General features: G+C 66.7%; 14 protein-coding genes and 1 pseudogene. 10 read left to right on the top strand and 5 right to left on the bottom strand.

The window, feature by feature from the left end; translation table 11 throughout:
• The first annotated feature begins 143 nt into the window (after nt 1-143).
• A complete protein-coding gene (locus tag ACQPYR_RS06870) occupies nt 144-1,319 on the top strand; it encodes a cystathionine gamma-synthase (RefSeq protein ID WP_433628941.1) in 1,176 nt (391 codons plus the stop codon).
• Between the two features lie 71 nt (nt 1,320-1,390).
• On the opposite strand, the gene greA is transcribed toward ACQPYR_RS06870, so the two are convergent.
• Entirely contained in the window at nt 1,391-1,885 is a 495-nt protein-coding gene (gene greA / locus ACQPYR_RS06875) for a transcription elongation factor GreA (protein ID WP_040695247.1), read from the bottom strand.
• 297 nt (nt 1,886-2,182) lie between these two features.
• A complete protein-coding gene (locus ACQPYR_RS06880; RefSeq protein WP_433628943.1) occupies nt 2,183-2,623 on the bottom strand; it encodes a DUF4307 domain-containing protein in 441 nt (146 codons plus the stop codon).
• 142 nt (nt 2,624-2,765) lie between these two features.
• Between ACQPYR_RS06880 and mca the strand changes: the two genes are divergently transcribed.
• From mca to ACQPYR_RS06900, 4 genes are all read left to right on the top strand, one after another.
• Entirely contained in the window at nt 2,766-3,632 is an 867-nt protein-coding gene (gene mca / locus ACQPYR_RS06885; RefSeq protein WP_387296285.1) for a mycothiol conjugate amidase Mca, read from the top strand.
• The gene (locus tag ACQPYR_RS06890; protein WP_433635038.1) at nt 3,632-3,901 is read left to right on the top strand and encodes a hypothetical protein; all 270 of its coding nucleotides are present in this window, start codon (nt 3,632-3,634) and stop codon (nt 3,899-3,901) included. The genes mca and ACQPYR_RS06890 overlap by 1 nt, the downstream gene beginning before the upstream one ends.
• A gap of 135 nt (nt 3,902-4,036) precedes the next feature.
• A complete protein-coding gene (locus ACQPYR_RS06895) occupies nt 4,037-5,347 on the top strand; it encodes an FAD-binding oxidoreductase (protein WP_433628944.1) in 1,311 nt (436 codons plus the stop codon).
• Nucleotides 5,348-5,582: 235 nt separating this feature from the next.
• Nucleotides 5,583-6,149, top strand: a complete 567-nt coding sequence (locus ACQPYR_RS06900; RefSeq protein WP_387296200.1) for a TIGR03086 family metal-binding protein — start codon at nt 5,583-5,585, stop codon at nt 6,147-6,149.
• Between the two features lie 22 nt (nt 6,150-6,171).
• On the opposite strand, the gene ACQPYR_RS06905 is transcribed toward ACQPYR_RS06900, so the two are convergent.
• Entirely contained in the window at nt 6,172-6,726 is a 555-nt protein-coding gene (locus tag ACQPYR_RS06905) for a GyrI-like domain-containing protein (protein ID WP_433628947.1), read from the bottom strand.
• Between the two features lie 106 nt (nt 6,727-6,832).
• Between ACQPYR_RS06905 and ACQPYR_RS06910 the strand changes: the two genes are divergently transcribed.
• Nucleotides 6,833-7,735 (top strand): serine hydrolase, encoded by a 903-nt coding sequence (locus tag ACQPYR_RS06910; protein WP_433635039.1) that lies wholly within the window; start codon nt 6,833-6,835, stop codon nt 7,733-7,735.
• Here ACQPYR_RS06910 and ACQPYR_RS06915 read toward each other — a convergent pair.
• Together ACQPYR_RS06915 and ACQPYR_RS06920 are read right to left on the bottom strand one after the other, a co-directional pair.
• On the bottom strand, nt 7,687-8,634 hold the full coding sequence (locus ACQPYR_RS06915) for a LysR substrate-binding domain-containing protein (protein WP_433628949.1): 948 nt from the start codon (nt 8,632-8,634) through the stop codon (nt 7,687-7,689). The genes ACQPYR_RS06910 and ACQPYR_RS06915 overlap by 49 nt on opposite strands.
• A gap of 34 nt (nt 8,635-8,668) precedes the next feature.
• Nucleotides 8,669-9,634, bottom strand: coding sequence for a helix-turn-helix domain-containing protein (locus tag ACQPYR_RS06920; RefSeq protein ID WP_433628952.1), 966 nt, complete (start codon nt 9,632-9,634; stop codon nt 8,669-8,671).
• A 270-nt stretch (nt 9,635-9,904) separates the two neighbouring features.
• Between ACQPYR_RS06920 and ACQPYR_RS06925 the strand changes: the two genes are divergently transcribed.
• The 4 genes and pseudogenes from ACQPYR_RS06925 to ACQPYR_RS06940 all read left to right on the top strand — a co-directional run.
• Entirely contained in the window at nt 9,905-10,462 is a 558-nt protein-coding gene (locus ACQPYR_RS06925) for a cupin domain-containing protein (RefSeq protein WP_433628955.1), read from the top strand.
• A gap of 37 nt (nt 10,463-10,499) precedes the next feature.
• A complete protein-coding gene (locus ACQPYR_RS06930; RefSeq protein ID WP_433628958.1) occupies nt 10,500-11,024 on the top strand; it encodes a hypothetical protein in 525 nt (174 codons plus the stop codon).
• Entirely contained in the window at nt 11,021-13,810 is a 2,790-nt protein-coding gene (locus tag ACQPYR_RS06935) for a helix-turn-helix transcriptional regulator (protein WP_433628961.1), read from the top strand. Before ACQPYR_RS06930 ends, ACQPYR_RS06935 begins: the two co-directional genes overlap by 4 nt.
• 147 nt (nt 13,811-13,957) lie before the next feature.
• Nucleotides 13,958-14,647, top strand: a pseudogene (locus ACQPYR_RS06940) (MFS transporter); the annotation flags it as partial.
• Nucleotides 14,648-14,667: the final 20 nt, after the last annotated feature.

Below are 14,667 nucleotides of genomic sequence, written 5' to 3' on the forward strand. Positions count from 1 at the left end.
GATCGGGTCACTACAGATGATCCGGCCGATAGCCCGCCGATCGCCCGGGTTTAGGCTGACCCCATGAGCGAGCGTAGCGAGCGAACAATAAATACTGCCGAGCACTCGCTCGTGCCGGAGCCGAGCGTCAGCGAGGCGCAGGCATGAGCGAGCGCAGGGAGCGAACAACGAACAAAGCTGAGCTGGGATTCTCCACCAGAGCCGTGCACGCGGGATACGAACCCGAAGCGCGGACCGGCGCGGTGAACGTGCCCATCTACGCGAGTTCGACCTTCGCCCAGGACGGGGTGGGCGGGTTGCGCGAAGGCTACGAATACGGCCGCACCGGCAACCCGACCAGGACCGCACTCGAGGCGAACCTCGCCGCGCTCGAATCGGGCCGCTACGGACGCGCATTCGCCTCCGGCATGGCCGCCACCGACTGTGCGCTGCGGGCGACGCTGCGCCCCGGTGACCACATCGTCATCCCCGACGACGCCTACGGCGGCACCTTCCGGCTGATCGACAAGGTCTTCAGCCAGTGGGGCATCGAGCATTCGCCCGCGCATGTATTCAATATCGACGAGATGCGCGCGGCGATCCGCCCGAACACCAAGCTGATCTGGATCGAAACCCCCACCAACCCGCTGCTGAGCATCGGTGACATTCCGGCGCTGGCCGAGGTCGCGCACGTCGCGGGCGCGAAACTGGTGGTGGACAACACCTTTGCCACGCCGTACCTGCAGCAGCCGCTGCTGCTCGGCGCCGATATCGTCACGCATTCGACCACCAAGTACCTCGGTGGACACTCCGATGTCGTGGGTGGTGCATTGATCACCAACGATCCACAACTCGATGCGGCATTCGCCTTCCTGCAGAACGGTGCGGGTGCGGTGCCCGGCCCGTTCGACGCGTACCTCACCCTGCGCGGCACCAAGACCCTCGCGGTGCGGATGGATCGGCACTGCGACAACGCCGAGACCATTGCCGAATTCCTGACCAGGCATCCGGCCATCTCACAGGTCATCTACCCAGGCCTGGCCGAGCATCCGGGCCACGCCATCGCCGATAAGCAGATGAAACGCTTCGGCGGCATGATCTCGGTGCGGCTCAACGGCGGCAAAGATGCGGCGCACGAGTTCTGCTCGCGCACCAAGATCTTCACCCTCGCCGAATCGCTCGGCGGCGTGGAATCGCTGATCGAACACCCGGCCGCCATGACGCATGCCTCCACCGCGGGCTCGCAGCTCGAAGTGCCGGACGATCTGGTCCGGCTCTCGGTCGGCATAGAGGACGTCAGCGATCTGCTGGCCGACGTCGAACAGGCACTGGCGAACTAGAAATGGAAACGAAGACCGGCCGCATCCGTACTTTCCGGATGCGGCCGTTCTTCATGGCTTCAGGCCTGAGATCAGCTGTGGTACGGCTCGGCGCTGACCAGCGTGACCTTCATGGTCTTGCCGTTGGGCAGCGTGTACTCACGGGTGTCGCCGACCTTCGCATCGATGAGCGCGCCACCGAGCGGCGAATTCGGCGAGTAGGTCTCGAGCTTGGAATCGTTGAGACCCTCTTCGCGGGTCGCGATGAGGAAGGTCTCGGTGTCGGATTCGTCACCGTCGTAGTAGACCTTGACGACCGAACCCGGCAATGCGACGCCGGACTTGGTGGGCGCGACGCCGACCTTGGCGTTGTTCAGCAGCTCCTGCAGCTGCCGGATGCGCGCTTCCTGCTGACCCTGCTCTTCACGCGCGGCGTGATATCCGCCGTTTTCCTTGAGGTCGCCCTCTTCGCGGCGCTCGTTGATCTCGGCGGCGATGACCGGACGATTGGCGATGAGCGCGTCGAGTTCACCCTTGAGCCTGTCGTGCGACTCCGGGGTCAGCCAAGTCACTTGCGTCTCAGTCATCTCGATCACTCCCTAGTAGTTGTTCCCGGCCGAGGCCGGGTTCCCTGATCCGCTGCAGTGCCCACAGGGGGCGGGCACGCACCAGCCGACGGCTAGTGCCATCCTGGGGAAGTTCATCGAACCCCGACAGGCCTCAGGTCCGGCAAACTCACTCACCCGGAACTGACAGCGCTGGCCGCCAATGCAGCAAACACGGCTCCGAGCCCCGGAACCGTGTATCACGCCATTTTAGCATGAATCACAAACATGCAGGTCGGCGTTCATTTTGTGGACGCCTCGGTTGTCTATTGCCCAGAATCAGCCCGCGCGCAGATACTTCGGCACGTCATCACTGCAGCCGTAAACGCTGCTCGACACCGGTCGGGCGGAGGCGCGCACGGTGGTCGTCAGCTCGATGGTGCCGCTGCCGGACGGCTCGATCAGCACCTCGCGGCGGCCCAATTCGGACCCGTCCCTGGCCATCGCGCGGACGAAACACACCACCGGCTGCTGCGGATCCTTGCGGGTGACCTTGAGATGGACCGAGATGGTCGAGTCGTCGACGACGGTGTATCCGAGCTGTTCGGCGTCGATATCCTCCGGGCCGTACTTCTGAAAGCCGACGTAGGCGACCCCGAGACCCGCGGCGAGCACGACCGCGCCGAGTGCGAACGGAATCCAGCGGCGCCTCGGGCGTGGCGTGGTTCCGTACCGGTCGGCACGTCGGTCGATCGGCGTGTCACCGGGCGTTTCACTCATGCCGTCTCACTCCGGGGGGTACGTCGGAACAAAAGTCTGTCGAATGGAACTATAGGGACAGGCAGATCGGACCCCGGCGGCGGAGAGTACGAGGTATGACGGTGGTTGATGAGGTGAACGAGACGTGAGTGGCTTTCGGCTCATGGCGGTTCATGCGCACCCCGACGACGAATCCAGCAAGGGTGCCGCGACGACCGCACGGTATGCCGACGAGGGCCACGATGTCCTCATCGTCACGCTGACCGGCGGCGAACGCGGCAGCATCCTCAACCCTGCGATGGACACCCCCGGCGTCTTGGAGCGGATCGATGAGATCCGGCGCGAGGAGATGGAGGCCGCGGCCGCCGCACTCGGTGTGCGTCAGACCTGGCTCGGATTCGTCGACTCCGGCCTGCCCGAGGGCGATCCGCTGCCGCCGCTACCCGAGGGCTGCTTCGCGCTGGTCCCGCTGGACGAAGCCGTCGAGGCGCTGGTCCGCGTGGTGCGCGAATTCAAGCCGCATGTGATGACCACCTATGACGAGAACGGCGGCTACCCGCATCCCGATCACATCCGCTGCCACGAGGTGTCGATGGCCGCGTTCGAGGCGGCGGGCGATCCGGATCGTTTTCCGGATGCGGGCGAGCCGTGGCAGCCGCTGAAGATCTACTACGACCACGGTTTCACCATGGCACGCCTGGATGTCTTCGCCGCCGAGTACGAGCGGATCGGTGAGCCGTTTCCGCTGCAGGAGTGGTTGGAACGCACGCGCGCCTACCGGCAGGGCCGCCCGGACGGCATGACCAGGGTGACCACCCAGATCGAGTGCGCCAAGTACTTCCCGCAGCGCGATGACGCCCTGCGCGCGCACGCCACCCAGATCGATCCCAACGGCGCGTTCTTCGCGATCCCGATGGAAATGCAGCAGCGGCTGTGGCCGACCGAGGAGTTCGAACTGGCCAAGTCCAGGGTCGACTCCACGCGGCCGGAGACCGATCTGTTCGCAGGTATCGAAGACGAGCACCGGTGATGTTGGTTCTTCTCGCGCAATCTCCCGGCACGCCCACCGGACCCGAATTCGGCAAGGCGTCACCGCTCGGACTGGTGATCATCCTGGTGTTGCTCGCCGGGACCGTCCTGCTGGTGCGGTCGATGAACCGGCATATAAAAGGCCTGCCCGCGACCTTCGAGCCCGAACACCCGGAACCGGATCAGGCGGCCGACGAGGGCACCGAACCCGGTATCGCCCGGCTCGACAACAAGGACGTCGATTCCGACGAAGGGCCTGATAAAACCTGATTTCGCAGCGGCCGTCCGAGAATCTCGGGCGGCCGCTGTTACATTTGCTCCTCCTGTTTCGTCATTGGGTTAGTCGCGGCACGATCCACGGGCCGCAGGTGCTTTCGAGCACAGCTGCGAAGTGAGGAAATACCAATGACATTCGAGGATCTGCGTGCTGAACTATCCGGCCGGGTGCTGGTGCCGGGTGACGCGGGCTTCGAGGCGGCGACGCGGTCGTGGACCCTGACGGTCACCCAGCCGGTCGCCGCGGTGGTGCGGGCCGGCGATGCGGATGAGGTCGCGGCGGTCGTGGCACACGCACGTCGAGTCGGGGTGCCGGTGATCGCGCAGCCGACCGGGCACGGCGCCGCGGGCGGGGTGGCGGACGCGATACTGCTGCGCACCGGGGGACTGGACAGTGTCGAGATCGATGCCGAGCGGCGGGTGGCGAAGGTCGGCGCGGGCGCGAACTGGGGCTCGGTGCAGGCCGCGGCCGCGGCGCACGGACTCACCGGACTCGCAGGCAGCAATCCGGTGGTCGGCGTCACCGGATACACCCTCGGCGGCGGGCTCAGCTGGTTCGGCCGCAAGCACGGTTGGGCCTCGGATGCGGTGCGCGCCTTCGAGATCGTCGACGCCGAGGGTGCACGAGCTCGGGTGACCGCCGCGAACGATCCGGAGCTGTTCTGGGCATTGCGTGGCGGTGGCGGCGACTTCGCGGTGGTGACCGCGCTCGAATTCGACCTCTTCCCGGCGCCGGGGCTCTACGGCGGGCGGGTGATGTGGCACGGTGCGCGTACGGCGGAGGTCTTCGAGGCATTCCAGGAGATCACCGCCGACGCACCCGAGGAACTGTCGGTGTGGTTCCACCGGTTCCAGTTCCCGGATGCGCCGCCGATGGTCGCGCTGGATGTCGCCTACCTCGGCGATCCCGAGGTCGGCCGGTCCCTGCTGACCCGGTTGGACGCGATCGATGGGCCGCTCGCCGATAAGCGCGGCGCGCTGTCGGTGGCGAATCTCGGCGAAATCACCGCGGAGCCAACCGATCCCAGCCCGTCCCTGTCCCGCGCCGAACTGCTCACCGACCTCGGCGACGCGGTCGTCAAGACCCTGCTCGACGAGCCGGTCGCACCGCTGGTCGATATCCAGATCCGCCATCTCGGCGGCGCATTCGCCAGGGCGGGCGCGGACGGTGGCGCGCGCGGACCGGTCACCGAGCCCTATCTGCTCTACGCATTGGGGCTCGGCCTTCCGCACATCGCCGAGGCGGTCAAGGCCCGGCGGGCCGAGATCGTCGATGCGATCGGCGCGCACATCAGCGGGCTCAAGCCGTACACCTTCCTCACTCCGGAGGAGACGGCCGCCGCGGCATTCGACTCGTCGACCTTGGCGCGGTTGCGGGAGATCAAGCGGGCGCGTGACCCGCAGTCGGTGATCCGCGCCAATTATCCGGTTCTCGGATAACGGATTTCGCATACGCCACTGCGGACCGTCGGCCCTATCGGCTGACGGTCCGCACCGCTGGGCGGAACTCGATAGGGCCGTTCACATCTCGGTGCATTCGATCCGGAAAGGAATCGGCGCAATCCTTTCGGGTCCTTGCCGTGCTGGATTCGGTGATCTGGGTGGCGTTGGATCGAGTTTGGATGTCACCCGGTTGTGCTAACTCTTCTGCTGACGCTTCGAGCGAAGGATGCCCATGGACAATGTGATCGGACAGATCGACCGCGCACTGGATATGACGGGTGCGATCGTGATCGCCGCCGTCGACGGCGACCGGCTCGCGGCGCCGACGCCGTGTCAGGATTGGGATGTGCATGCGGTGCTCAATCACGCCGTCGGCAATATGCACCGGTTCGCGGCCGGGGTGAGCGGGACAGATGCGGGCGCCGGACTCGAGGACGACTGGCTCGGCATCGATCCGCAGGGCGCGTTCGCCGCGGCCGCCGAGGTGGACCGCGCCGCCTGGCATCGCCCCGACGCCCTGACCGGCACCGTGCGCATCGCACTCGGCGAGCTCCCCGGCCCGGCGGCCGCCATGGTCCATCTCACCGAAGTCGTCGCGCACGGCGTCGATATCGCGGTGGCCATCGATCGCCCCGACCTCGCCGATGACGAATTGTGCGCCGAACTGCTGACCACCATGCACGCCATGGGCGGACTCGATGGGTTCCGCAAGCCGGGGATGTTCGACGAGGAGGTCACGGTGCCGGCGGACGCGCCGGCACACCGTCGACTGCTCGGCTATCTCGGGCGAGCCTGGTAAACCGCTTGCCCCGCAGTAGATCTCAGGCGCGACGCACGGGATGACGCAGGATCGTGCGGGTATTCGCGCCGGGGTCCTTGCGCGGGTCCGAGAGATAGATCTCGTGATGGCGGCCGTTCATGAGCAACCCCTCGGCGGTCATGAACGCTTCCATCCTGGCCAGCGTCTCCGGTTCGGTGGCATACGGTCCGATATGCATGACCTGGATTGCCTCCCCCTCGGTCAGCCGCTCGAACGTCGCCCCGGACACCATCTCGGCGGTGACCACCTCGGGCATGCGGATCATCAGCTTCCACTGCCACTGCTCGCGCGGCACCGACAGCGGCGGTTCATCGGAGTTCACCCACCACTGGCCCTCCAGCTTCGGCACCACGAAATCCTGGCCGTCCGCCTTGGCGATCTTCTTGGCGCCGTACGCGGTTCGGTACAGCGTCTGCACGGCCCCGGTGTACCGCTCGCCGCCTGGTGCGCCGAAGCCGGTGACCGTCAGATAGCCGTAGGTGTCGAAGGTGCGCAGTTCGGGTTCCCGGGTGGCGTCGTAGTAGTGCCGGTCGCTCTTGGCCAGATCGAGTTTCATCGTGAGCCCTTCGGTATCGAAATCTCGGACGGTGACGAGCGTGAACCCTCCATCGGCGGGAGAGTCAAGCTGACTCGGAGCTGTCCCGTGTGGAAGTTTGGCAGTCGTGCAGGAGATCTTCCGTAAGGCCGGTGTGCGTGGTTGGGTGCACGCCCGATGTTTCGATTGCGCCGGTGAGGTGGGGCTCGGCGCCGATGAACCGGTGGTGCTGGCGTCGGTGGTGAAGGTGCCGTTGGTGCTGGAGTTCGCCCGGCAGGTGGTCGCCGGTCAGCTCGACCCGACCGATCGGGTGCGGGCGGGCGCGGCGGATCGGCTCGGTGGCGTCGGCACCGCCGGATGCCTGGACGATGTCGAATTCAGCTTGCGCGATGCGGCGTTCTTCGCACTGACCGTCAGCGACAACACCGCCGCCGACCTGCTCTTCGATCGCGTCGGCCTGGACAATGTGCGCTCGCTGGTGCGTGAATTGGGGCTCACCGAGACGCGGATCGTCGGCTCGCCCAGGTATGTCGTGCAGACCATGGCGGAGGATATCGGCGCATCCGATACCGCCGAATTCGCGCGGCGCTTCCCCACCCTGAGCGTGCCGGAAGTGCTTGCCACCCGGGCCATGGACCCGCTGCGCACGACCGCGAGCACGCCGCGCGATATGACCCGCCTGCTCACCCTGCTCGGCCAGGACCGTGCGGGCGATCCTGCCGCCTGCAGGTGGGTGCGCGAGCTCATGGGCCGGCAGCTCAACTGGCATCGGCTCGCCGCAGCCTTCCCCTCGGAGGTGTCGGTGTGGGGCAAGACCGGATCACTGCCCGCGATTCGCAATGAGATCGGAGTGGTGGCCTATCCCGGTGGAAGTCGTTATGCCGTAGCGGTATTCACCAGGGCCGATACGCTGGCCCCCCGATTGCCCGAGGTGGATCATGCGATCGGCGAGGCCGCGCGGCTGGCGATTCACCGCATCGGTCACGATCTGCCGAATACGACATTCCACGGCCGCTGCGCCACCTCCTGAGCGGGCGCGGGCCGCGATGCGCCGTCGCCCTGGATGACCGTCACGATCAACTCGGCCAGGTCGCGGACCAGCGGATGCGGCGCCGCGGCGGGCCAGGCCAGCGAGAGCCGCCAGCTCAGTGCATCGGTCAGCGGTCGCCAGACGACGCGCGGTTCCTTTTGCGCGACCATGCCCTGGTCGAAGGCGACGCCGCGGCCGGAAAGCACCATGCCGAGCACGAATTCGGGGTTGCGTGCGTGCTGGACGCGGGTGGGCCGGAAGCCGTGCTCCCAGCAGGCGCGCAGGGTCGCGTCGTAGAGTCCGGGCGCGGCGGCCCGCGGAAAGATCACCAGGCCGAGTCCGGCCAGGTCAGCGAGGGTGAGCGCGGAGCGCGTGGCCAGCGGCGAGTCGCGCGGCAGCACCACGCCGAGCGGTGTTTCCACCTCGGGGCCGAGCTCGAGTCCGACCACATCGACGGGATGTTGCAGCAGTCCGGCATCGAGTTGGCGGTCGGCGAGCAGTCGGATCTGCTCGGCGGTGGTCAGTTCCTGTAGATCGACGCGGACATCACGGCTTTCGAATGCGGTGAGGATCGCCGCGAGCACCCGTCCGGCCAGTTCGGGTGGGACACCGACCCGCAGCGCATCGATCTCACCCCGATGCGCCTTGCCCACCAGCCGTTGCGCGCGCTCCCAGCGGGCCAGCAGATCGCGGGCTTCGACGAGCAGGATCTGACCCGCCTCGGTGAGTTCGACGCGGCGGCTGTCCCGGTCGAAGAGCCGGACGCCGAGATCCTGTTCGAGTTTGCGAATGCGCTGGCTCAGCGGCGGCTGCGCCATTCCGAGGCGTTCGGCCGCCCGCCCGAAATGCAGTTCTTCGGCGACGGCGACGAAGTACCGCAGCTGGCGCAGGGAGTCCACCCAGCGACGATAGCGTGATCGTTCGCTCCTGAAATCAGCGCTGGGGCGCGGCCCGCCAGTCCTCGCGGAGCTGGCCGGGTGTGGCGTCGAAGCGTCGGCGGAAGGCTTTGTTGAAGCTGCTCATCGAACCGAAGCCGAGGTCCGATGCGATATCGGTAATACTTCGATGCTGGTAGGCGGGGTTGCGCAGGCGGTCGCGCGCCAGTCGCAGGCGTTCTTCCCGGATGACATCGCTGGGCGTGGTTCCGGCATTGCTGAACGCCAGTTGAATTTGCCGAAGTGACCAGCCGAGCGCAACTGCGACGCGCGTGCCGTTGAGGTCCGGATCTCCGGCATGGTCGTGGATATACCGGCGAGCGGTCGCTTCGACATGGGCGAGCTGGGTGGGCGAACTCGCCGGTTCGCCGAGGATCTGCATGCAGAGCAGATCCACCAGACGTTCGGAGACGCTGTCGAATTGGCGGTCGGTGAGTGCGGCGGATTCGCTGTGCAGGCCGCCGAGTATCCCGTCGGTCACCCGCCCGAGCCCGGTCGTGAGATCCAGCGGGTGAGCGGGTGGAACGACGCGGTTGAGGCGATGCTTGATCTCCTTGCGCGCAATGGTGATGATCATCCCGCGCGTGCCGTCGGACATGGACATCGCGTAGGGGCGGTCGACGGAAACCAGGGCCATTGTTCCCGGGGCAAGGATCCCGTACCCGTCGTCGGTGCGAAAGGACAAGCGTCCGGTGACCGGAACGATCAGCCGGTAGTCGTCATCGGGGTCGGCGCGGATATGGCTCGGGTTGCGAAGGTAGGTGACGGCATCCGATTTCCACCCGACGAGCTGGTAGGCGTCGGTTCGACGCAGCTGCGTGTGCCCTTGGAAGTCGGTGCTGCTCGGGAATCTGTAGCCGAGCCGACAGTGGTATGTGCTGATCAGATCGGCCCAATACTCGGCTCGCTCATGTGGATCCACCACACTTGTCGTGGTGGAGTCGGCGATTGCCGGTTGGTTCATGAACATCGCCTCCGATTCGACGATCATCGGTGGCCCGGGCGTCGGCCCCAACTCTGGAAGCAGCCTAGTGCAGAACCGTGCGACTCACCGGTCGAGCGAGCATTGCCGGGTTTCCGAGGTCTGCGCATTCGGACAATGCTCGTGCGCTTGCGGACAAGCGGGTCTGCGCGGGCGGCGGATACGGTCCGGATAGCTGAGGGCCGGATCGGCCGGTGCGGCCATCGGTGCCGACCCGATTCGGCTGGTTGCGAACGATATTCAGGAGTTCACATGCGCAGAGTCGTGATCGGCGACAACGGAACCGGACAGGGGAGGGTGCTGGCGGACGACGCTGTCGACCCGCTGACATTGGCGCTGCTCCCAGGCGCCGAGATCCATCGGATGTGGGAACTCGACGAACTTCCCGAGCTGCCGGTCGACAAGACGCCCGCGCAGACCGGCACGAGCTATTTTCCCGGTGCGGGCGGGCTGCGTTTCGGATTCATCTCGGTGCCCCCGGGCCTGACCTATGAGCCCGATGCCGACCTGTCCGAGGAGGCGATGGCGGCCGTCGTCGCGGAAGCGGAGGCGAAACTGCCGGGGATGATGGCGGCCTTCGACCCCGCCGCGCCCGGCATGCACAGCACCGTGAGCGTCGATTTCATCGTCGTGCTCAGCGGCGAGGGCCGCCTGCGCCTGGGCGACGGCGTCGATGTATCGCTGCGAGCCGGCGATTGCGTGATCCAGCACGGCACGCCACACGCATGGTTCAACGACGGTGCGGTGCCGTTCGTATTCTGTTACACCCTGTGCGGCGTCGCCGACCAGAAGGTGCCTGCGCAGCCATGACCGACCTTCAGCAGCGTCCGCGGGGGAGGTCCGTTGGATGAGGGGCGTCGGAAGTCGTTGGCGTAGTTTCGAATACGCCCTGGTGGCGGCCGGCCCCTGTGCCGTAGCCGTCGACCCGGCGACGGTGGGATCGACCCAGCGGTTCGTCGATTGCCTGGTAGTGCGAGTCGTTGTCGAACCTGGCGATTGTCCCTTGACCGCCGAGGCCGTCCGCGCGATCCGGTACCTGTGCCTCGTCAGCGAGGCGGCCCATATCGTTATCGCCGGAGTCCCGCACTGCACAACCTCGGATAATCGGTTCACGCCGGAGGCCGATCCACTCGACGTCCTCACCCACGTGGCCGACACACTTGATGTGCTCTCGGATCTTGCCGCGCAACTGCGGCAATACGGGGAACGTGTCCACCAGATGCCGTTCGGATGGAATGTCGCCTGCCGCACCGAGAAATCGGCACGGCAATGGGATTTGCCATCCATTGCCGTCTCCCCCTCCGGGCATGTCGAGGTGGTGCCGGATTCAGTCGGAATCGGTGATCGGGCTCCGGTATGCCCGGTTCGTTGACGCGGCCATCCCCGGAGTCCGGCACCTCGGTGGTCATCGGTCGTGACGGCGAGATCGAGATGCTGGCGGCGCTCGCTGGACGGGTCGCCGCCGGGCGGGGGGCCGTCGTGCTGGTGCAGGGCGATCCAGGTATCGGCAAAACGTCTCTGTTGGACGCGGCCGGGGTGCAGTGTGCGGCGGCGGGCCTGCGTACTCGACTCGGGGCCGCCTCCGAACTACGGAAGACCGTCCCGTTCGCGGCGCTGCGATCCTGGCTCGACCCCGGCACACCAGGCGCCGATCCGGTCCCTGCCTTGCTCGACCGCGACTTTCGGGCGCGCGAGGCCGAGGCAAGGCATGAGATCGTCGTCGCCGAGGCGATCCTCGATCAGGTCGAGACCTGGTGCGCTACCGGCCCGCTCGCGCTGATCATGGACGATGTCCACTGGGCCGACGCGTCGAGCGTGTCGGTGTTGCAGCGGTTGTGCACCCGCATCGATGAGCTACCGCTACTGCTGCTGCTCGCTGCCCGCCCACAGCCTCAGGACTCGCCGTTCACCGCACTATCGGCCGAACTCCTCAGATGCCGCGCCCCGCTGATACGACTCGGCGGGCTATCCGCCGGGGCAGCGGCGGAATTGGTGTCGCATATCGTCGGTGCCGCACCCGGCCCGGGGTTGTTGCGGGAGGTGGCGGGTGCGAGCGGAAATCCGCGCTACATCACCGAATTGGTGGCCGCCTCGCTGCGTGAGCAGGCGATCACGGTGATCGCCGACGCCGCCGACATCCCCGAGGCAGTCGCCGGGCAGCGCCCGTCCGCCGCACTCGCGCAGACGATTTCACGAAGGTTGGACTTTCTGCCGCGCCGAACCCGGCACGTGCTGGCGACTGCCGCCGCGCTCGGCCCGGTCGTCGACGTCACGGAACTGGCAGCGGTTCTGGACCGCCCTCTCCTGGATGTATGGAGCGTCGTCAGTGATGTGATGGCGACCGGAGTGCTCGCACTCGTCGACTCCGAAGTGGTGTTCCGGCATGACTTGATCCGGCGGGTGCTGTCGGATCAGCTGCCCGCCACGGTGCGCGCTGGTCTGCTGCGCACGGCCGACCGGGTACTGCGGACGACCAACGCGCCGATCGAGCGGATCGCACATTATCTGGCGGTCGCCGACTACGAACTCGATGACACCAGCATCGACTGGCTGGTAGCGGTAGCCGACAAATTGGCTTTCAGCGCGCCCGAGCTGGCGGTGCGGCTGTTGCGGCGTGCGAGGACGGAGTCCGATCAACCACCGCTTATCCGCCGGTATATCGAGGCACTGCTGAGGAGCGGTCGAACTGCCGAGGCGGAGGCCGAAGTACGCGTTGCGCTCTCGGCGCGGTCGGCGTACGGCGAAGATATCGAAATGCGCTGGCTGCTCGCCCAGGCCTGCCGCGCGCAGGGCCGAATCGCCGATGCCGTCGATATTGCCGAAACGGCGCTGAGCACAATGGATCTCGGTGTCGAGGCGGCGGGCCGCTTCCACGGTATGTGCGCGGTGGACAATGTATTCCTCGAGCGGTTCGATGCGGCCGAGCAGGCGGGTCGAATCGCGATCGCGATGGGGGAATCCAGCGGGGATCCGCGCACTATCGGGTACGGTCTCAGCGCCGTGGGCGCGGTCCGGTACACCCGAGGCGATCTCATCGAGGCACTGGAGTTGAGCACCCGGATACCCGTCGCTGCGACCGTCGGTACCGGTCCGGACCAGTTCGATCCATACGCGCTGCGGGCACTTTGTCTGATCGAGCTCGATCGCCTGACCGATGCCGAAGACGTGCTGAATCAGGCCATAGCGCACAACCGCCGTGTCCCTGGCGTGTCCCTGTCCGCGAACCTGGTCACCAAGGCACGGCTGTACCTGTTGAGCGGTCGCTGGGATGACGCGGTGGCCGAATGCAGCGTCGGCGCGGCACCGGACGTGCTCGGGTACTCGACGGTCGCGGGTAGCCTCGCGGCGCTCATCGGTATTCACCGCGGCACGTTCCAGCCGGACGTGGACAGCATTCCCATCGCGGACGACATCACGGGCACCACCGGCTACGCGCACCTGCACCTGTGGGCCAAGGCGTTGACGCACGAGGCGCACGGCCATCCGGACCTCGCCTTGAAGCTGCTCGTCGACACCCATGAGCGACTCGCCGGCCATTCGGCCGCGGCGACGCTGTACTACATCTTCCCGGATATCGCCCGGCTGGCCGCGGACCTCGCCGATACGGATGCGGCGCGGTCGGTAGTGGTCGGCGCCGACGAACTCGCGGCGCGACAGCCCACCGCCTCCAGGATCGGAACAGCCCTACTGTGTCGAGGTCTGGCCGAGCGCGATGCCAATAGCCTGTTGGCGGCGGCCCGGGCCTTCCGGCGGTCCGGACGGTTGCTCTACCAAGCGCAGGCGCACGAGAACGCCGCCGTGCTGCTCGCCGCCGCGGGACGCGATGTCGATGCCCGCCGTTCGCTGGACACCGCGATCGGGATCTATAGCCGCCTCGGCGCATCGTGGGACACCGCCCGCACGGTCGCGCGCCTGCGACCGTACGACATTCGGCGAGGTGTCCGCGGTCGACGCAACCGGCCCAAATCCGGCTGGGCGGCGCTGACCGATACCGAACGCAAGGTCGCCGCGCTCGTTGCCGAAGGCTGCACCAACTCCGATATCGCGGCGCAAATGTTCTTGTCGCGCCGCACGGTTCAGTCCCACGTATCGAACATCCTCGCCAAGCTCGGGCTGCGATCGCGACGCGAGGTCGCCGCGAGCATGTCGCATACGTAACCGGCTGCCCGCCGAGATCTTGTTCTGTCTTCCGCCTGCCGATGCCGGTTAATAGTTGCGTAGCGCGCCGACAGGTGGACCTGGCCGTCGACCTGTGCCTCAGCGCGTCGGTATTGAGCAGGCACGTCGCGGAATTCGTCGCCGCCGGATACATCAGCATCGCAAACCGCCTATGCCTGGGTCATCACCACGGCGTTGCTGGCGAATGCCGCATCCACCCCGATCTGGGGCAAGTTCGCCGATTTGTTCAATAAGAAGCTGCTGGTCCGATCGGCGATTGTCATCTTCGTGGCCGGCTCGATCGTTGCCGGGCTCGCCCACAACGTGGCGGTGCCCTTGGTCGCGCGTGTCATCCAGGGCATCGGCATGGGTGGGTTGACCGCCCTGGTCGTGGCGATCATCGCCTCGATCGCGGTCGGTGTCGGTATGTTCGGTGCGACCACCTTCCTCGGTCAGTACTTCCAGACCGCGCGTGGCTACTCACCGACCGTCGCGGGTGTGCTGACCATCCCGCTGGTAGCGGGCATGTTGACCGCGTCGGTCGGGTCCGGCCAGCTGATCACCCGGTTCGGTAACTGGAAGAGCTTCGTCGTCAGCGGCGGTGCGCTGCTGGTGGTCGGGTTCGGGTTGCTGTCCACGATCGACCACGCGACCAACCTGTGGCTGGTCGGGGTCTACATCGCCGTTGTCGGGCTCGGTGTCGGCATGATAAACCCACCCTCGACCCGATGCATTCGAATGCGGACTCCACGCTCGACGATGACGTGGCCTCCGCGCAAAGGGTTGCGGAACCGGCGCTGCGCTAGGGAATCCCGCAGGCAGCCACCGCGAGTGTGATGGACGGTCCGAATCGGGTA

It is taken from the genome of Nocardia sp. CA-120079 (assembly GCF_050955745.1).
In the GTDB taxonomy this organism is placed as follows: Bacteria; Actinomycetota; Actinomycetes; order Mycobacteriales; family Mycobacteriaceae; genus Nocardia.